This window comes from Microcystis sp. M169S2 (genome assembly GCF_020245865.1).
GTDB classification, from domain to species: domain Bacteria; phylum Cyanobacteriota; class Cyanobacteriia; order Cyanobacteriales; family Microcystaceae; genus Microcystis; species Microcystis ichthyoblabe_A.
In genome coordinates this window covers 1-20,033 of sequence record NZ_JADBUB010000009.1, presented here as the reverse complement: position 1 = coordinate 20,033, position 20,033 = coordinate 1, and the positions used below count along the sequence as shown (strand labels likewise).

General features: G+C 43.9%; 16 protein-coding genes. 6 read left to right on the top strand and 10 right to left on the bottom strand.

The window, feature by feature from the left end:
* The first annotated feature begins 330 nt into the window (after window positions 1-330).
* Both IM485_RS00895 and IM485_RS00890 read left to right on the top strand, forming a co-directional pair.
* Complete coding sequence (locus tag IM485_RS00895; protein ID WP_287740597.1) at window positions 331-1,275, top strand: isoaspartyl peptidase/L-asparaginase; 945 nt, start codon at window positions 331-333, stop codon at window positions 1,273-1,275.
* A 71-nt stretch (window positions 1,276-1,346) separates the two neighbouring features.
* Window positions 1,347-2,534, top strand: a complete 1,188-nt coding sequence (locus IM485_RS00890) for an FtsW/RodA/SpoVE family cell cycle protein (protein ID WP_002738027.1) — start codon at window positions 1,347-1,349, stop codon at window positions 2,532-2,534.
* A 647-nt stretch (window positions 2,535-3,181) separates the two neighbouring features.
* On the opposite strand, the gene IM485_RS00885 is transcribed toward IM485_RS00890, so the two are convergent.
* From IM485_RS00885 to IM485_RS00850, 8 genes are all read right to left on the bottom strand, one after another.
* A complete protein-coding gene (locus IM485_RS00885; RefSeq protein ID WP_104397858.1) occupies window positions 3,182-4,486 on the bottom strand; it encodes an ABC transporter substrate-binding protein in 1,305 nt (434 codons plus the stop codon).
* Between the two features lie 334 nt (window positions 4,487-4,820).
* Window positions 4,821-6,059, bottom strand: a complete 1,239-nt coding sequence (ctpA, locus tag IM485_RS00880; protein WP_104397857.1) for a carboxyl-terminal processing protease CtpA — start codon at window positions 6,057-6,059, stop codon at window positions 4,821-4,823.
* A gap of 265 nt (window positions 6,060-6,324) precedes the next feature.
* Entirely contained in the window at window positions 6,325-7,404 is a 1,080-nt protein-coding gene (gene fba / locus IM485_RS00875) for a class II fructose-bisphosphate aldolase (protein WP_002744497.1), read from the bottom strand.
* A gap of 132 nt (window positions 7,405-7,536) precedes the next feature.
* Complete coding sequence (locus tag IM485_RS00870) at window positions 7,537-8,664, bottom strand: aldo/keto reductase (RefSeq protein WP_104397856.1); 1,128 nt, start codon at window positions 8,662-8,664, stop codon at window positions 7,537-7,539.
* Window positions 8,665-8,790: 126 nt separating this feature from the next.
* Entirely contained in the window at window positions 8,791-9,267 is a 477-nt protein-coding gene (locus IM485_RS00865) for a hypothetical protein (RefSeq protein ID WP_287740581.1), read from the bottom strand.
* Between the two features lie 27 nt (window positions 9,268-9,294).
* Entirely contained in the window at window positions 9,295-10,341 is a 1,047-nt protein-coding gene (gene fbp, locus IM485_RS00860; protein WP_104397926.1) for a class 1 fructose-bisphosphatase, read from the bottom strand.
* Window positions 10,342-10,614: 273 nt separating this feature from the next.
* The gene (locus tag IM485_RS00855; RefSeq protein ID WP_287740578.1) at window positions 10,615-11,397 is read right to left on the bottom strand and encodes a DUF3153 domain-containing protein; all 783 of its coding nucleotides are present in this window, start codon (window positions 11,395-11,397) and stop codon (window positions 10,615-10,617) included.
* 2 nt (window positions 11,398-11,399) lie between these two features.
* Window positions 11,400-13,652, bottom strand: coding sequence for a ribonuclease R family protein (locus tag IM485_RS00850; RefSeq protein ID WP_287740577.1), 2,253 nt, complete (start codon window positions 13,650-13,652; stop codon window positions 11,400-11,402).
* Window positions 13,653-14,074: 422 nt separating this feature from the next.
* Between IM485_RS00850 and IM485_RS00845 the strand changes: the two genes are divergently transcribed.
* Entirely contained in the window at window positions 14,075-14,896 is an 822-nt protein-coding gene (locus IM485_RS00845) for a slr1353 family protein (protein WP_287740576.1), read from the top strand.
* A gap of 249 nt (window positions 14,897-15,145) precedes the next feature.
* Here the strand turns inward: IM485_RS00845 and IM485_RS00840 are convergent, their stop codons facing one another.
* The gene (locus IM485_RS00840) at window positions 15,146-16,342 is read right to left on the bottom strand and encodes a DUF4377 domain-containing protein (protein ID WP_287740574.1); all 1,197 of its coding nucleotides are present in this window, start codon (window positions 16,340-16,342) and stop codon (window positions 15,146-15,148) included.
* 263 nt (window positions 16,343-16,605) lie between these two features.
* Here IM485_RS00840 and IM485_RS00835 point away from each other — a divergent pair, with 263 nt between their 5' ends.
* From IM485_RS00835 to IM485_RS00825, 3 genes are all read left to right on the top strand, one after another.
* Window positions 16,606-16,950, top strand: coding sequence for a YbaB/EbfC family nucleoid-associated protein (locus tag IM485_RS00835; RefSeq protein WP_002733791.1), 345 nt, complete (start codon window positions 16,606-16,608; stop codon window positions 16,948-16,950).
* A 59-nt stretch (window positions 16,951-17,009) separates the two neighbouring features.
* Window positions 17,010-17,732 carry a pyridoxine 5'-phosphate synthase gene (locus IM485_RS00830; RefSeq protein WP_202861432.1) on the top strand — a complete coding sequence of 241 codons (723 nt, stop codon included), beginning with the start codon at window positions 17,010-17,012 and terminating at the stop codon, window positions 17,730-17,732.
* 67 nt (window positions 17,733-17,799) lie between these two features.
* Window positions 17,800-18,111, top strand: coding sequence for an MgPME-cyclase complex family protein (locus IM485_RS00825; protein WP_002797828.1), 312 nt, complete (start codon window positions 17,800-17,802; stop codon window positions 18,109-18,111).
* A 41-nt stretch (window positions 18,112-18,152) separates the two neighbouring features.
* Here the strand turns inward: IM485_RS00825 and IM485_RS00820 are convergent, their stop codons facing one another.
* Window positions 18,153-19,793 (bottom strand): DUF655 domain-containing protein, encoded by a 1,641-nt coding sequence (locus IM485_RS00820; RefSeq protein WP_104397849.1) that lies wholly within the window; start codon window positions 19,791-19,793, stop codon window positions 18,153-18,155.
* Between the last annotated feature and the right edge of the window lie 240 nt (window positions 19,794-20,033).

The following is a 20,033-nucleotide window of genomic DNA, read 5'->3' as shown; positions in this document are numbered from 1 at the left end:
GTGCAAGATTTTGAGAGAATCGTCGTTCAAAACCTTGCGTCTTCATCGGCCCGCGTCCTGTAGGGGCGAAGCATTCGGACAATAACCTATCGGTGAAAAGGTAGATTTTCTATCCGAATGCTTCGCCCGTACTTATTCAGCAAACCCTAATTCAAATAAAAATGCCGAAAAAATATTTGATAAGCTGTTAAGCAATTTAAATGCGCGGGCAGCTGACAGTACAGTTTATGCCCTTTTGTTAAAGGGGAAGTCAAGATAGATGGTGTAAATGCGCTACTATTTAATGGCAAAGCCGTCCTCAAGAGACGGGGTTTCGGACTCAATTTTTCGATGACCAGAGTAAATGCGAAGTTAATTATTCATGGGGGAGCGAGTTCCCTAGAGGATAAAGGTGGTTTAGAATCAGTGCGCGATTCTCTCCGGGGGATTGTCAAGAATATTTACAACCTCCTTGACAATGGTGCTACTGCTGTGGAAGCGGTGACAAAAGGATGTATGTTACTGGAGGATGAACCGCGATTTAATGCTGGGACTGGTTCGGTGGTGCAATCGGACGGTCAGGTGCGAATGAGTGCAGCCTTGATGGATGGTCGTCACCAGCGTTTAAGCGGTGTCATTAACGTCTCGCGGGTACAGAATCCCATTAGCCTGGCTCAATTTCTCCAAAGTCAAGAGGATCGCATTCTCTCGGAAATTGGGGCTGCAGATCTGGCCCGAGAATTACAAATTCCCCTCTATGATCCCCTAACCGATTATCGGATTCAAGAATGGATGGAGGAAAGAAAGACGAATTTTAATCGCAAAATGGCCCGTTTATTCGCCGACTCCTCAGCGCGACGGGGAACTATCGGGGTAGTAGCTCTTGATCAACAAGGAGACATCGCCGCCGGAACTTCTACCGGAGGTAAGGGATTAGAAAGAATCGGTCGCGTTAGTGACAGTGCCATGCCGGCCGGCAATTATGCCAATCCATGGGCCGGAGTAAGCTGTACGGGGGTCGGGGAAGATATTATCGATGAGTGTTTAGCCGCTAAAGTGGTCATTCGCGTCACCGATGGTTTTTCCCTCGCCGCTGCCGTGGAGAAATCGATGCACGAATCCCAAACTAATGGTCGGGATCTGGGCATGATTTCCCTTGATCGTCAGGGTAATATTGTTTGGGGGAAAACGGCGGAAATTCTCTTGGCTGCCTATCACGACGGTCAGGCGATCGGTGATACCCTAGAATGGCACGGTGAAAACGCGGGTTTAATCGGTCATGTCGCCGTCGGATAGTGGAACAAACCGCGATCGAGCCTAGTCTTCTCGGTTAATCTGTGCAAGATACTTCTTCTCGAAAAATCTCCGTGTGGCAATATATTATTCCTATTTTTGACCCCGATGTGAAAAACTGGTCAGCCGAAGCGCGATTATTGCGCTGGATGACTTTTTTGTGGCTGTTAGTCGGGTTAGTGGTGCTTTTTTCTGCTTCCTACGCTCTGGCTGACAGTCGCTTTGATAACGGACTATACTATTTTATCCGCCAATTAATCTGGCTTTGGATTGGCTTAATTGGCTTTAATTTCTTGGTGCGATTGCCGATCGAGAAACTCCTCAAAATCGCCCCCTGGATGATTTTATTAGTTTTAGGATTAATTTTGATCACTCTCATCCCCGGTTTGGGAGCTAATATCAATGGTGCCACCCGTTGGATTAAAATCGGGCCGATTCTCTTGCAACCGTCGGAATTTATGAAACCGTTTCTCGTCCTGCAAGGAGCGGCGGTTTTCGGTGGATGGCCGCGTTTAAATGTCAATCAACGGTTAACTTGGATCGCTATTTTTGGACTAATTCTAGCCGGCATCCTCTTACAACCTAACTTGAGTACCACTGCTCTGTGTGGTATAACTCTCTGGCTGATCGCTCTTGCCTCCGGTCTGCCTTTATCCTACATGACCAGCACCGCTTTACTGGGTTTAACTATGGCCGTGGTCAGTGTTACTTTCCGCGAATACCAGAGAAAACGGATTTTATCTTTCCTAGACCCCTGGCAGGATCCCCGGGGTGATGGTTATCAATTAGTGCAGAGTTTACTGGCGATCGGTTCTGGCGGAACCACTGGCAGCGGTTACGGTTTATCCCAACAAAAATTATTTTATCTACCCTTCCCAGATACGGATTTTATTTTCGCTGTCTTTGGCGAGGAATTTGGTTTTATTGGCGGTATTTTACTGTTAATCATGCTATTTCTCTACGCTACTCTTGCCCTGATCGTGGCGGTTAAATGTCGTCATCGCATCAAAAAATTAGTGGCGATCGGGGCGATGGTTATTTTAATCGGTCAATCTCTGTTAAATATCGGTGTGGCTACTGGTTCTTTACCCACTACGGGCCTACCTTTCCCTCTCTTTAGCTATGGCGGCAGTTCCAGTTTAGCCAGTCTCTTTTTAGCCGCCCTCTTAATCCGGGTGGCTAGGGAAGAAAATGACCCCGATCCAGTTCCCACCAATAAAAAAAGTCCTCAGAAAACTGTCTCGGTTTTCAGTCATCAGTGATGAATTATGAATTATGAATTATGAGGTGGGGAAGTGGGGAAATTGAACTAAAACCCCAAAACCCCAACCCCCAACACCTAAAACCTGTCTCCTGACTCCTGATTTCTGATTTCTGATTTCTGACTTCTGACTTCTGACTCCTTACTCCTTACCCCTTACCCAATGTTCGACAAAGATAAGCAAAAATTATTGATTAACTCCACAAACTTGAGAATATTTAAATTAACATTCCGCAATATTTACAAATTCTTAAAAATTAATTGAGAAAGATTTTTATTTAACAACGATGTTATTATGGTTACAGCGATTTTACTGAATTTCATAGTGGCCTATTTTGTGCTTTTTTGGACATCAACGCTTGAAACCCTTGCCACAGCTAGAAGGTAATCCTAATCAAGACGGGTAAATGAGTCAATTTCACCCACAACGATGATCTTTTTTTTGTGTAGTTTTATTGCAAAAAAAAAGTTTTTTTGACAAAAAGCACAAAGTATGCTGCTGTCAACGGACTTCGTGGGTGTTGAGGGGAGAAAGGAGCGGGGGTGTGGGGAGAATAAAGCTGCCTTTTGCCTCCTGCCTTTTGCCTCCTGCCTTTTGCCTCCTGCCTTTTGCCTCCTGATTATTGATTACTGATCACTGATTACTGATTACTGATTGGGTGTCACCTGATCGATAACCTTGAGAGTGCCGTCATCCTTAACAGTCCAGACATCGTAACTACCGACCACATCGCCATTTTCATCGATATCCACATTGCCACTGGCCCCTTGATAGTTAATATCCTCGCCTTTGCGAATCATTTCCATAGCTTGACAAGCATCGGTTACTTCCGTCCCCGGACCATTAGCCACCTCACGAATCTTGCTTTGAATCCCTTCACCAGTGTTAGATTTAGCCGCCTCAGCTGCTAACATCAATAAAACCGCCGCGTCCCAAGTATGGGGAACAAAAGCGGTGACATCCTTGCCGGTCTTTTCCTTCCAGAGAGTAGTAAAAGCACTTAAAGCTTGACCGTCGGCCCCTGGGACTGTACCTAGGGCGCCGGCAATAATTGACTTACCATCGGTTCCTTTCCCCACCTGTTTGGTGAAATCTTCCGAATAAACCCCATCAGTGAGGAGGACAGTAACTCCTTTGGTCAACCCCTGTTTATAGGCCGCTTGTAGTAATAAACTGCCCGTTTCAGCGTAAAGGACTGCCGCTACAGCATCCGGTTGGTTAGCGAAGGCAGCCGCCGCTTCACTATCGAGAGTGGCAGCTTTCGGGTCATAACGGACGGGATTCTGCTTATTAGTGATAGTACCGCCTAATTTATCAAAAGCACTCACGAATTCCCGTTCAAATCCGACTCCATAATCGTTATTGATCACGACGGTGGCCACATCTTGAAAACCCTTTTTCTTAGCTAGGACTGCTAAAGCTTGAGCTTGGTAGGTATCCGGGGGAGCCGTCCGCGCCCAAAAACCTTGAAAATCGCCTTTTTTCGCCCTGTCAGTAAATACGGGACTGGTGCTACCCGGAGAGACTAACATAACTTTATTTCTCACCGCCACATCGACGGCTGCTCCCGATACACTACTGGCAAAAGAACCGATCACACCGGCTACTTTATCCACCTCCGCTAGTTTCGTCATCGCCGAAGCACCGGCGGCGGGATCGGTTTGGTCATCTTCTTTCACGAGGGTGACGGGTTTGCCATTGACTCCACCACAGGCATTGATAGTCTCTACCGCTAGGGCGGCTGCTTCGGGCATATTTTGACCAATGGCGGCTAAATCTCCGGTAATGGGCAGTAAAGCCCCTAATTTTAGTCCCTCATCACCGGGGGCAGTGGTGGTGGGACTAGAGGCGTTGTTATTCGGGGTTTGGGCATTATTACAAGCGGTTAAAAAGTTAGCTAAGAGGCTGATGCTCAGGGTTAGGGCTAGGGGCGATCGAATATATCTCTGCATGGCAGTAAAATCAAGGATGAGTTAAGGTTGCAAGGCTGAAAAACCCGGACTGGGAAAATTCTAATCGATGTTAGCATTCTCTCCAAATCAAACAGGTTTTCATCTTAATTTAGATATTGATGGAAAAAATGGCTAATTTGTTCGATCTATGCCGTGGGGTGTGGGGTGTGGGGAAGTGGGGAAATGGGGAAGTGGGGAAGTGGGGAAGTGGGGAAGTAGAGCATTTGGCTGAAATTTCCCTAAACCCCTAAACCCCTAAAGCCCTAAACCCCTCAATCTCTAAATCCCTATCTCCTGCCTCACCCCACCAACAAACTTTTTCAGTAAACCCCACTTAGGAAGCTTTGGCTAAAACGGTGTTCTGGTTTAAAAACTGAATCGCGGTTTGGTATTGACTATCTTTTTCGGTGCCGATTTCCTCATAGGTGATCGGTTCCTGGGCCACCAGTTGATCCGGCATAATTCCTAACTTATGAATATCATGGTGGCCAGGAGTTTCATATTTAGCCACGGTAATTGCTAATCCTGCCCCATCGGGTAACTCGAATAGAGACTGAATTAATCCCTTACCGAAAGTCTTTTCTCCCACTAAAACCCCTCGCTGATTGTCCTGTAATGCTCCAGCTAAAATCTCGCTGGCGCTGGCGGTTCCCTGATTGACTAAAACCACTAGAGGCGCATCGGTTAAAGCATTGCCAGCAGCGGCAAAACTATCGGCAATTCCCTCACGATTAACCGTATAAACGATAGTTCCCTGATTAATCCACATCCGAGCGATTTCTATGCCCGCTTGCAGTAAACCACCGGGGTTATTTCTTAGATCCAAAATATAACCCTTTGCCCCTTGTTTTTGTAAATCTGTCACAGCTTCCGAGACTTCTTTGGCAGCATTAGCACTAAATTGATTTAAGCGCACATAACCGATGGGCAAGGAACTAGAATTTTTATCCAAAACCGCTACCACTGGACTTAAAGAAATGCGTTGGCGGGTTAAAGATAGGGTTTTTGGTTGACTTTTTTGATAGGGAAGAATGACTAAGGAAACTTCTGTTCCGGCGGTCCCGCGCATTTTGGCGGCTGCTGCATCGAGGGTTAAAGTAGTGGTATCGATACCATCAATAAACAAAATGCGATCGTGGCTAGTTAGACCAGCGGCCTCGGCAGGAGAACCGGCAAGGGGGGCAACCACTTCTAAGTAACCATTGTCGGGATTGATATTAATTTGCAGTCCTACCCCCGATAATTCCCCCGTGGTGCTAATTTGTAGGTTATGGTATTGATCCGGTCGCAGGAGACGGGTAAAGGGTTCATCGAGGGTGGCTAACATCTGTTCGATGGCATTATAGGCCGCCGTCCGATCGTTGAGGGGTTTTTTGATGAATTGTTCCCGCACCTGCCACCAGTTTTGATGATTAAAGGTGTCATCATAATAGGATTGGTTGACTAATCGCCAAGATTGCAGTAGTAATTTTTGTTCTTCGCTAAAGGCGGCTGCTGTGGGTGTCCATGCCATCCAAGTTAGACAAAACCAAAATCCCACCAATAATCCCGCCCACAACGATTTTTTTCTCATCTTGCTTCTCTTATAAATCCAGTGCTGATCTGCTGATTATTTTCAGTATAGTCTTTTCTCTGAAATCGATTCGGCTCTCCCAGGTTTGGTGGATAAAATGTATTCTAAGATACAGTACTGTGGCCGAGCGCGTAGAGCGAACCACAGAGACACAAAGGACACAAAGATCGATCGTTCCTGATAAAAAAGAGGGTAGTTATGGTTAACTACCCCAAAAAATTCTACTAAATCGGTGCTATTAAGCGATCGCTTAATTGTTCAGCTACTAGACAGCCACAACTTTTTTGCTGACTTGGGTTAATTGCCCTTTAGCATATTTGGCTGCGTAATCATCGAGGGACATTTGTTTGATTTTGCTGGCGTTACCGGCGGTACCAAATTGTTGATAGCGATCGGCACAAACTTTCTGCATATATGTGATCGAGGGTTTCAGGAAGAAACGGGGATCAAACTCTTTCGGGTTGCTGAATAGCGCTTCCCGAACTGCGGCGGTAATTGCTAAACGGCAGTCGGTGTCGATATTGATTTTACGCACACCACTCTTGATGCCTTTTTGGATTTCTTCCACGGGAACACCGTAGGTTTCAGGGATAGCGCCACCGAATTGGTTGATTAATTCGAGGAGATCTTCGGGAACCGAGGAAGAACCGTGCATGACCAAGTGAGTATTGGGTAAGCGGTTATGAATTTCTTCAATGCGGCTAATAGCGAGAATTTCGCCGGTGGGTTTGCGGGTAAATTTGTAAGCACCGTGGCTAGTACCAATGGCTACTGCTAAAGCATCTACTTGGGTTCTTTCGACGAAATCCACCGCTTCATCGGGATCGGTTAACAGCATCGAGTGATCTAATTCCCCTTCAAAACCGTGGCCGTCTTCGGCTTCTCCTTTACCGGTTTCTAAGGAACCTAAACAACCGAGTTCCCCTTCCACACTAGCACCGATCGAGTGGGCAACTTTTACTACTTCAGCAGTAACGTTAACGTTGTACTCGTAGGTGGCGGGAGTTTTGGCATCCGCTTCTAAGGAACCATCCATCATGACGCTGGTGAAACCGTTACGGATGGCCGAGTAGCAGGTGGCGGGTTCATTACCGTGATCTTGGTGCATCACGATGGGGATATGAGGATAGGTTTCCACCGCGGCGGTGATCAAGTGACGCAGGAAGTTTTCCCCTGCATATTTGCGCGCACCGCGAGAAGCTTGTAGAATAACGGGGCTGTCGGTGGCTGCCGCCGCTTGCATGATCGCTTGGATCTGCTCCATATTATTTACGTTAAAAGCGGGGATGCCATATCCGTTCTCAGCCGCGTGATCCAACAATAACCGCATGGGGACGAGTGCCATATCCTTTACTCCTTAATCTATTTCTTGTTTTTTGTCTCTTTAAATTCAAGAAAGTTAATTCTCTTACCTGTTAATCTTAAGATAGTTTTTACACTTTGACGATCCCCAAAAAAAATTTTTTCGGGTTTCGTCCTAAGATGACCACAATCTCCGTTGCGGTGGACCTTTAAGTAGTTCGTGTGTATTAAATAGCAGCTGGGGAATTGGCAATTTTTCTGGGCAGCGAGGTAAACAATCACCACATTCAGTACAATTATTCGCCTTGCGTCCGGGGAACCAATGACCGGCATTTTCCAGCATTCGATAGCGATACTGGCCAAAATCGGTCATTTCGTAAGCTACTGCCAGATTCCGCAGTCTCAACACTTCAGGGATGTTAATATTTTCGGGACAGGGTAAACATTGATAACATTGGCTACATAGATCTGTGGCCAATTTATCGGTTAAATGTGCCTCTAAACGCTTAAAAACGGCAATTTCTGCCGCATCTAAGGGCTGATCTCGTTCGGATACGTTAATAATTGCCTCTAATTCCTCTGGTATCGCTGCCCCGACGCTGAGGGTAGTAATGCGCGGATCGCTCAATAAAAAACGATAATTTAGCTCTAGGGGTGAAAAAGGGGCGCATAATTCCTCTAGCTTCTTGGGAGGTCTGTGGAGACTACCTCCCTTATCAGCAGGGGAGATAATAAACACACCCATGTCCTTGGCTTGGGCTAAAGCGATCGCTGGTTGCTGTCTTTGCCAAAAAAAATAGTAATGGATATTGACAAAAGCGAAGAAATCTGTATTGATTGTCTCCAGAATAATTTCTAGGGGTGCATGGGTAGAAAAGCCGATATGGCCGATTTTTCCAGCTTCTTGAGCCATAAAAACGGCTTTCATGCAGCCTTGCGGGTCTTTAATCCAGTTTAAATGCTCGCGGGTGTTAATACCGTGAATTGCTAGACAATCGAGGTAATTTAATTGTAATCGTTCTAGGGATTCGGCGATCGCTTTTTCCATAGTTTGGCGATCGGGAGTGGGGACTAATTTCGTGGTCAGATAAACCCGCTCCCGCACCCCTTGACGCTGCAGGTAGCGACCGAGAAAAACTTCGCTATTACCGTAACCTCTGGCCGTTTCTAGGTGATTAATCCCCAATTCTAGGGCGCGATCAAGTGTTGCGGCAAATACCGACTCTGAGGACAAACAGCGCATTGTCCCCAGGGAAAACAGCGAAAATTGCCAATTAGTACGGCCAAATCGTCGATAACGCATTGATTCACGGATTTATTCGAGGTATAAAAGTCTGTCCAATTGAGAGGTTTAGTTTCTTGATTTTCGTATTCTTGTATTTGCCAGAGGATTGCTCTAGCCGTATTCTTTAAAGAGATTAAAACTTGCTTAAACTGACTTGTTTTCTCTGTCATTGTTTGACAGCCCCAATAAATTCCGAATGTAAGTTTGGAATCCCCCCAAACCGCCATCGTCATCCCAACGCTGTCTGAAAGTTAGTAACTTCTCCAATTCCATCACATTCCCACCTTGATACCTGACTCGATAATCAAACATCGCATCTGCTTTTGCTGATACAGGTGGATTATCAAAATCAATAGCCCAAAGCACCTCAACAATTCGATAGATGTCGTAATTATCCTTGCCAATTTCACGTTTGGCTTTGCAGTCGAGAACTTTTACTAAATGGGTAACATACCCTCGCTGTCTGAGTAGTATCAAACTATCTTTTTCGGGTTTATTGGCATTGACTTCATCGTCTTTCCATGCCAGTTTGAAGGAATTAGAAACCTTATATTCCCGATATGCCCATGTACCATCGTGTCGCCTTACATTTTTAGTCCACTTCAGAGCTTGTAAATCCATGTCAATATCTCTAAATAAAACTATAAGTTAAACTCGATCGCGATGACGTCGATCAGCGATAAAAGACTCCACCAATTTAACATCTTCGACACTACCGATCACTAAAGGTGTGCGGTAGTGTAATTTATCGGGAACGATATCTAAAAGATTTGTCACCCCATCACTAGCTTTACCTCCTGCCTGTTCAATTAAAAAAGCAAGGGGTGCAGTTTCATAAATTAAGCGCAATTTTCCCTGGGGATTTTTAACAGTACCAGGATAGAGAAAAACGCCTCCCTGCATTAAAATTCGATGGATATCTCCCACTAATGCCCCACTGTAACGGGCTGTGTAACCATCATGACGGTGGACATAACGAGTATAGTCGCGAATTGCCTCATCCCACTGCCAAAAATTGCCCTCATTGGTACTATAAATCGGGCCATGGTCGGGGATAATAATATTCTCTTGGGCAAGGATAAATTCCCCTAAACTGGGGTCAAGGACAAAGGCATGAACACCGCGACCGATCGAGTAAACTAAAATAGTCGAGGGTCCGTAGAGAATATAACCGGCGGCGATTTGTTTACGACCATTTTGCAGTAAATCCCGCGCCTCTCCGTCTAAATCATTGTCTTCCTGTTGACGGATGGCAAAAATCGAACCCACATTTAGGTTAATATCCACATTGGAAGAACCATCGATCGGGTCGTAGAGTAGGGTATAGCGACCGATGGGACAGTTTTCTGGAATATAATAGGGTTTATCCATTTCCTCGGAAGCAAGACGGCAAACTAAACCACTTTGCTTAAAAACCGAGATAAATACCTCATTGGCAAAAACGTCCATTTTCTTGACTGATTCCCCTTGGACGTTGGTTTCTCCGGTAAAACCTAGCACATCCGCCATTAATCCCGCTTTACTGAGACGACGGGCAATTAATTTCCCGGCTAGGGCAATTCGACTCATAATTGCGCTTAAATCCTGCGCGTCGGGGGAAAAGCTTTGTAATTGTTGCAGGACGTGACGGGAGAGGGTGGTACAATCTCGATCGAGGCTATATTCGGGGATAGAAAAGGGAATATTGCTAACCATAACTGTAATTGCCAGTAATAAAGTAATAAAGGGAAAACCGTCTAGTCTCAATTATGACTATGATTTGATCCTATAGCGGTAAGCGCTTGAGTGAGATACAGACCAAGCTTTGCCTAGCATGGTTTATAGCTCGTGACACTGTACCTCATACGACTGCACACCGCTATAGCCAAAATTTTCCCTATTGTTTGGCCAATTTTTAGATCAGTTTTAGAGTTGGCTAATTTTTACCCCATTGATCATTAAATCTCGGTCAATAGTTGTCCTCTCAATTTAAGTCAATGGGGATGCACCGGGCAAGCGTTTATATTTCAAGTAATAGGCAAAAACTGTTATTAAAACAATAACGATTGTGCCGATACCTAAATAGTTAGGAACCCAAAAAGCCGCCCCAATGGTGTTAATTTCTCCCGGTTTTAAATGCCAAATTAACTGATTATTAACTTGTTCTACTGGGGGATTTAATCCTGAGTCATCTTCAATATTTTGACCAGCGAAGGGAGTATTTAAAGCGAAGTCGATATCGACTAAGGAACCGGGGCTAATGATAATATTTCCCTGTTCGGAAAGTACACCTAAAGCCCGCAAATCAACGGTTAATTTTAAGTTTTTCTGGGTCAAAAAGAACCAATCTTGTTCTGTCACTGCCAGTTTTGAATCTAGTTGCAGTAACTTTATATCATCGGTATTAGGGGAATTTTTGATTTTAAAGGAAGAACTAGGATCAAAAAATTGATTGAATTTTTCCTCTAATTCCTGACTATTACTAAAGGGAATAGTGACAATTATTTCTCGTTCGGAAATAGGAGCGGTTTTCCCCTTAAGTAATTTTGCCCTCTGTTCGATACTATTTAACCATTTAGTGGCTTCGGTTTGACTGAGACTGGTTAAACGTTGTCCGAGGGTGATATGTTGAATAATTTCCCCGTGGTGTTGGTGGGGAAAATTAATGCCCACATCGTAACGGACACAGCCAGTTAAAAAGAGAAAAATACCGCATAAAAAGGGCAGAATAAAGCGGGTTTTCCTGATTTTTTCGGTGGTTGGTTGATTCATAATTAATCTTCTTCTAAGTCGTCATAACTTGCTGAACTGCCACCGCTAACCGTAACTAGATCGATTTGCTGACGATAATAGTCTACATCTTTTACCTCCACTTCTACCTCATCACCGAGACGATAGGCAACGCGATTTTTCCGTCCTACCAAACAGCTATGACGAGCGCGATATTCGTACCAGTCATCCTTGAGAGAAGAAACATGAACCAATCCTTCCACTAATAAATCGGAAATTTCCACGAAGAAACCATAGGATTGTACACCAGTAATTAAGCCGCGAAAAACTTGACCCATTCTTTCTTTCATTTTCTCGGCTTTTTTCAATCCTTCTAGGTCTTTTTCCGCATCTTCAGCAATTTTTGAGCGATCATTGAGATGGGAAACAATGAGATGGCTTTCTTCTTCTAACTCCTCCTGAATTTGACTTGGGAGAATATTCCAATTAATCTGTCCATGACAGCTATTACTGCCCAAATTAACCCCAACTTTGACGATTTTGCTGCGGCGATCTTTCCCCTCTGTTAATAGGATTTTTAACACCCGTTGTACCCAAAGATCGGCATATCTTTGTAGGGGTGAGAGACAGTGGGTATAATTGCTAGGATAGGCCAAACCAAAATGGGGCAGAGGATGGCTGCTATATCTAACTAATTTGAGAGTTTCTTGCAGGAGATAATTAAGTACTTTCACCGATGAGGAAGCGGAAAAAGTGCGGGTGAGATTTTGATAGTCATTGGGTTTAATCTCCTCCTCGGCAGTTAAATTTAATTCTGCCCCTAAATTATTGGCTAATTTGAGTAAATCCTCCAATTCATCCCAATCCGGTTCCGATTGTCCACAGTAGATACAGGGCAAGTTTAAAGCTTGCAAATGTTCAGCGACAACTTTGCCGGCTAAAATTGCCACTTCTGTCAGTAAAGAACGGGCCGGTAAATTATTAGAAGCGAGAACAGTCCCCCCCCGTCCTTCGTCTTTGTAGGGAGAGATTTTGTCTAATTGAATATCAAAACTACCCCGCTGCAGACGTTGGGATTTTAGGGTGGGGCAAACGCTGAAAAATAAATCTTTCAGGGTTTCAACGGTATCGGTGGGGGCAGCTTCGCTATCTTCTTCACTGAGCAGATCGCGCACCTGTTGATAGGTAAAATGTTGATCCACTTGGATGAGGCTGCGGGTGATTTCGTACTCCACTAGCTCCCCCTTATCATCGAGGGTGACGAGGATAGAAATAGCGGGGCGCTGTTCTTGGGGTGACAGGGAACAACGACTGGTAAGGGCAGCCGGGACTAATGGCAGCACTTTTTCGCCTAAATAGACGGCTGTTCCCCGTTTTTTGGCAACTTTATCCAATAATCCGCCCCGTTCAATGTAACGGGTGACATCGCTGATATGAATGGCGACTTGCCAGCGATTTTGGTTGATTTTCTCTAAAGAAAAGGCATTTTCAATGATCGAGGGATAATCTAGGGGGGTGTCATCTTCGATGGTAAAGGTGAAGAGTGGGGTTAAATCTCGCAGTTGTTCTTTTTCGCCACTATCGAAGAAATCTGCTAAATTATCGGCAATTTCGAGGGCTTCTGGCGGAAAATTATGGGGTAGATCGTGTTTACAGGAGACGATATCCGTGTCGGCAGCGGCCTCGGCAGTAGAACCGAGAACGCGAGTAACTTTGCCGATGGGGGGCATTTCCCCTAGGGGATAACGGAGGACGGAAACATGAACGAGGTGATCGATATTTTCTTGGAGATTTTGACCATTTTCGAGGAGATTAAGCGTAAATTTCAGGCGATCATCGAGGGGAACCGCCACGAACTGCTCATTTTCCTGTTTTACTTGCGCTAGAAGCGAAGGATTAGCTCGTTCGAGAATTAATCTCACCTCTCCTTCCGGAGAACGACGACGGGTTCCCTCGCGGATGATTTTGACTAAAACTCGATCGCCATTCCAAGCGTTACTGAGATGATTTTTCGAGACGTAGATGTCATCAGCATCTTCGATATCTTGGATAGCAAAGCAAAATTCTTTACTGGAACAGCGCAGCTTTGCTTCTACGATATTTTCCTCGATCACACGACGATAGCGCCCGCGTTCTTTGACAACCATTCCCAGACGTTCCAAAGCATCGAGAATCACTTGCAATTTTTCGCAGCTTTCAGGGTCGTCTTCGCAGCCTAATTTTTTTTCGAGAAGTTTACCCGTAGCTAATTTATCATCACTAAGATGAGAGAGGAGTGTGGCGATCGAGAAGTCCATCTAACAATAATCCTTACTTACAAGACACTGACGGAATGGTGGACAATTAAGTTTAAATACTTATATAATGAGAGGGTTGATTTAAACCATTGACTCGAGAGATTATCTCTATCGGGCTAATTGCGATCGCTGGTGGTGACAGTGAAGGTAAACTGACCAAGCATCGAACACCCGAACCTACCCTGAGAATTATCGAAGCCTTCGTTAGTATAAGCCAATAGCGAACACTGGCAAACCTTTTGGCGATCGCTCATCTTGCTGGCAGAAGCTTCAGCCTAGTAGAATCTTGTTACTGTGGGCAAGGCTAATCCTAGGACTGAAAATTTTATCTAATCTTTAATCCTAGCAAGAACTTGCTACATTTTTCCATAATTACGATAGAGTATTTTAGTATAAGTACAAAAGAACTCGAAAAAGTCACCATGTTGCAAAAGTTACGCCAACGTTACCCCCAAGTTGCCCTGATTAGCGAGTTAGTTCAAATCGATCACGGCAAGTATATTGTGAGAGCGATCATCGAAATTGAGGGAAAAACGGTCGTTACAGGTTTAGCAGCGGCAGATACGGTGGAAATCGCCGAAGATAGAGCCAGAGAACGAGCTTTACTGCTTTTAGAGGCTGAAAGCACCCCCGATCTCCAGCTTGTGGAAAAAATCAGCCCCAATAATATTTCTCTACCGGAAGATTTACCTAAACCCGTCGCTAGTGCCAAAAAATCGACTAAAACGGCTAAAGTCACTGAAATACCTCGTCCTGAAGCTAAAATTGAACCGGAATTACCCCAAGTTCAGGATATTCCCCCAGCTAAAATTGAACCGGAATTACCCCAAGTTCAGGATATTCCCCCAGCTAAAATTGAACCGGAATTACCCCAAGTTAAGGATATTCCCCCAGCTAAAATTGAACCGGAATTACCCCAAGTTCAGGATATTCCTTTACCGGAACCAGAGCCTTTATTATTAGAAATGGAACCCGATAATTACTCCTTATTATCAGAATTGCCAGAAGAAGCGAGTTTAACTGAAGAAGAACCCCCGGCACTGGAACCAGTTGTTATTATTCCCGAAGAAATCGATTATTCAGTGCTTAAAACTAAAATTGATGTGGAGATGAAACGATTAGCTTGGACCACAGAAAAAGGTCGGGAATACCTGATTTCTACCTATGGCAAAAAGTCTCGTTTACTGCTAACTAATGAGGAGTTATTAGAATTCTATAACTACTTATCTAGTATCAGTGCCTAATCACTAAACCTGCTGCATAAATTAAAAATCTTCCGTTAAGTGAGGAGTCTCCGAGCCAGTATTCTCGGAGTCAGGAGAAGCAGAAAGAAATAGATTATTTTCTGGCAGTATAAAAGCGATCTTTTTCTGGAAAATGCGATTAAAAACTCACTTTTGCGGGAGATATAATAAAGAAGCTATTAGCTGCCAGTCTTTTTTTCCCTATCTCACTGATAACTGATAACTGATAACTGATAACTGATAACTGAATTAGTTTCTTACTGCTTCTGTTTCCGCTTCTTTGGGAACAACAACTGGCACTCCGCTGACTGTTTCAATTTGATAAACAACGCGACTTAATTGGGAAGGACAACAGAGAGGATCCGTATCTTTATAGCGATTAAAAACCACAATAATTCGATCGCTATTTTGTAAAACAATTCTCTGAGATGCACCATCAGTGCGCGAATCCATCGGTCGCGGGGAAAGAGTGCCAGCGAATTTACCATCGACAAAAACAAAGTCTTGATAACCCATTGGTCGGCACATTCCATCCACTCCACTCATGGCCGAAATAACGCTAGTTTTGCCATAGGTTTGCACGGCCCCGTACAGTAACCATCCTGCTTTATTAAGCGCTTGATCATTGGCAGTAATTGCCGGACGAACCTGTTCACGACACTGGTTATCGATCACGGTTTTAACGGGAGATTTGGGGATAGGGGACTTGGCTTTATTCCAATTAGTTAACGGTCGATCAAACCAAGCTCGCGGAGTTTCTTTTTCTGGGGTTTGGCTAATAACTTCTAATAGCTTCCATGTTTCTGAATTTTGATTAGTAGCTGGATTGGAGACGGTTTCAACGCTAACTTTAATTTGATAGAAAAATCCCGGTTTATAATCAAATCCCTCGATACTATTAGGGAACAATCTCCAGTTTTCCTCTGGTTTCTCTCGCATCTGTAAACAGTCTTTGGTTGCGCCTTGGCTACAGGGTTGTTTCCGAGAATGGATATAAATTGTCTTTTCCGTGCGCGTGGTGGTTGGTGCGGGGGTAAAAGTGAGTATTCCTAAACCTTCGGGAGTACGATAAAATAATTGTAAATCGCCTTTAGCTGTCACTTGGAATTGTTCCACTCCTTGCAAGGCAGCAAGATATTGATTTTCCTGTTTCATCTGCGGTTCCGGACAAGCTTTTTTCGTAGTAGCGATCGCTTGGTTGATCTGAAGCGTGTCATCATTGACTTGATAGCCAGTATTATACTGGTTGCATCCGGCCGAACCACTGAGGATATTTTTCTGGAAAGCGGCAGTAATTTCCGTTTCTTTGACCAAACTTCCGGCTGTCCAACCCCTTAGTTTCCATCGAGTCCCCTCCAAAGGGGAAGTATTAGCGATCGCTGCTTTCCCCGCTAAAGCACAACTTAGGGCAATTGTCAAGAAAATTCCCGTTTTTTTGGCGTTCAAAATTGCTATTCTCCTCGTCAAAGCAACAATTCTATTATGGCGTGGGGTAATCGACTCAGTGGTTAGGATAATTTTTCAGATTTCTCTTTCTGACCATCTCGTGACGGATTAAGAGAGAACAAGTTCCCGCAAACCTTAACCCAGTCAGAAAGTCAACGTTGTCATTAATCACTTTTTGCCTTCACAGGGCCAAAAGTTGACCCCAGTTCACCTTAAGCAGTACAATAAAAACCTTGAATGACCCCTTAAACAAAAAAAACATCATGGCACAAGGACAAGGATTCGGATTCGGTCTCGGTAAGATTAAAGAACTACAAGACGCTTTCCAAAAAGCGCAACAGGTGCAACAAGGGGCCAAAGTTCTGCAAGAAGAACTGGAAACTATGGAAATTCCTGGCCAGAGTGAGAATGGCTTGGTGACAGTCTATCTCAGTGGCAACCAAGAACCCCGGGGTATTGAAATCGACCCTTCTCTCCTCTCCCAAGATCTGGAGATTGTGGCTGGGTCTATTCTAGAAGCCATGAAAGCCGCCTATGATGCCTCCACGGAAACCATGCGCAGCAAAATGGAAGAACTGACCATGGGTTTAAATATCTCCAGTATGTAATCGCTTTTGACCGCAATGGTAAGATGGAAAGTTGGACTAACAAACAAGGAGGTTCAACTTTGCTGACTTTGGGTGTCAATATCGACCATGTGGCCACAATTCGCCAAGCGCGTCGGACTGTGGAACCGGATCCCGTGGCGGCGGCAGTTTTGGCCGAAATCGGCGGTGCTGATGGCATTACCGTTCACTTGCGCGAGGATCGTCGTCATATCCAGGATCGCGATGTGCGGATTCTCCGGCAAACGGTGCGGACTCATCTGAATCTGGAAATGGCCCCGACGGAGGAAATGATCGCCATTGCTCTCGATATTAAACCTGATTATGTCACCCTTGTCCCCGAAAAGCGCGAGGAAGTGACCACGGAAGGGGGGATCGATATGCTGGGCAATTTTAACCGTTTTTGTCGGGTTGTAGAGCGCCTACAAGCGGCTAATATCCCCGTTAGTTGGTTTATTGATGCCGATCTTGCCCAAATTCAAGCGGCCGCTAATACGGGGGCGAAATTTATCGAACTCCATACCGGTCAATACGCCGAAGCACAACAGGAGAGCGATAGTCAAGCCGCATTAACAATTCTTAAAGAAGGTTGTGAATACGCTTCCTCTCTCGGTTTGCGGGTGAATGCCGGCCACGGTTTGACCTATTGGAATGTTTATGATGTCGCCTGTTTGCCCAATATGGAAGAATTGAACATTGGTCACACAATTATCAGTCGCGCAGTTTTGGTCGGGTTGGAACGGGCCGTTAGGGAAATGAAATTGGCTATGCGTGGGCAATTGTAAAAGCCATCAGCTATCAGCTAATCTCCCGACTCAGGAACAATTACACTGAAAAATTAAAGGAAAGATCATGACAACTTATTATTATTTGGTAGCCAGTCAAAAGTTTTTAGAAGAAGAAGCGATCGAAAAGGAAGTTTTGAAGGAAAGAATCAGGAATTATCAAGAAAAAGGTCAAGAAATTGATTTTTGGTTAATTGCCAATCCAGCTTTTTTAGATACTCCCGCTTTTGCCGATATCAAAAAGAAAACTCCCCAACCAGCAGCGGCAATTGTTTCTCTCAACCAACAGTTTATTACTTGGCTGAAATTGCGTCTAGAATACGTTATTACCGGACAGTTTGAAGCTCCTTCCGATAGTATTCCCGAACCGTTAAAATAACTCTTTTTTGTCTGTGGCAAAAAATACAGACGAGGCAATCATCACCAGTTGACTTTGCCTTTGAGCTTGTTGATTTTTCCCCGACCGATTCCCGATACTCGATCCAAATCTTCTAGGGAAGTAAAGGGTTTTTGTTGCCTGGCATCGATAATTTTTTCGGCTAATTTGCCACTGATACCGGGTAAACTATCTAATTCTTCTTTGGTGGCGGTGTTTAAATTAATTAAGCGATCGCTTTTAATTGTTACAGATTGGGGGCAGTTTTTTCTATCCCGTTCGATCCGATTTTTAATAGTTTCCGGCAGTCCTAATTTAGCGGTACGGTAAAGATATTGAAATTCTCGATCGAAATGAGCGGCAACGGTGGGATTATTGATAATAACTAAAGCTTCATCGTTTTGATGGTTAGCGGCTCTTGACCAATTATGAGAACCAGTAATCACAATTTTATCATCGATTAAACCGAATTTATGGTGTAATTTATCTCCCCGGGCTAGATCGGGAACTCCTAGGGTATTAATTGGGTTTTGCCAAGGCTGATTATCTGGTTCATAACGACATTTATTACTGAGAGCAACTCCTAATAAATCTAATCCTTCGCTATAGTATCGGAAGGCAAAACTAGGATCAATTAAAGCTTTAATTTCTATCCCTTTTTGATGTCGTTGGGCGAGAATATTCGCTAAAGGCTGTTCCGTAAAGACAAACAGGGCTAAATCCACGGATTTTTTAGCTTTATTTAAAGTTTCACCGATCAGACCATTGCTAGTAATTGCCCAGGGATAAGCGGTAGAATCGGGGGAAAATTTGACCGTTAGACTACTATTACCGATAGTAATTGTTTGTGGTTTTCTCTGGGGTTTATCTAACCCAAATCTAGGACGATCTTCCCTTCCCCACATCAGATTAAATTCTTTTTGAAAAACTCTAGCTAGTGGGGGATTAGTAATTACTAATAAGTGATTGGCATTCCCGACAGTTTTGGGATTAGAAAAGTCTCCATGAATATCACTTAAGGTATAGTTAGCCGAACTGATTAAAGTAGTGTGATTATCAATAACCATGAATTTATGGTGCATTAAACCGCTACCTTTTGAGCGATCTGCACTATCATCAATTAGGGGAATGCCAGCTTTTTTGAGGATAGTAATTGCATCTCTTTGGGCGATTTCCTCTGTACTTAATTTACCATCTCGATTTATATCAACTAAATCAACAAGGTTTTGATAACGTTCCTGTTCTCGATCGCTTGATTTTTCTTGGTTTTTGGCTAAACTATGAATAGGTTTATTGTAAATATTTTCGAGGATAACCCTAACTTTAATTCCCTGCTGCTGACGAGCAACTAAAGCTTGAGCAATGGCGGGTAAACGTAACTCTTGCACTGCTAGATCGATCGAACTTTTGGCCGAGTTGATATTATCAATAATAACCTGTTCTAAATTATCCCCCGGGCGATTAATTTGGCGATAGGGATCGGTATAATTTGACCCCTGGGCCTGATTATAATTAAAATAGACTTGAATATATTGATCTTGGGGCAAGGGTTGCGGACGATTTTGGATAGCATTCAAAGAATGACAGCCACCCAAAAGAAAAACTGTCCCTAATAAAAATCTTAACTGTTTCATGGGCTGAATTTTTTTTAATCTCAATTTATCTATTGCCATTTTTGTCCACATAATTATCATTATCCTAGGATTCAGGAGTGAGGAGGTAATTTTTACCTAAGCAGGTTCTCGGAAATCGGTATGTACTAAATTGATTATAATCAATCATGATTAGAACTCTTGCAAATTAATTATATGTTATAATAATGGGTTAACTAATTTTCCCCAAAAAATTAGTTAATCAGTACATTTGTCCTGAATGAAAACTTGAAGTTTAACTTTTAACTCAAAACTCTTTAGAGCTGCTTTAAT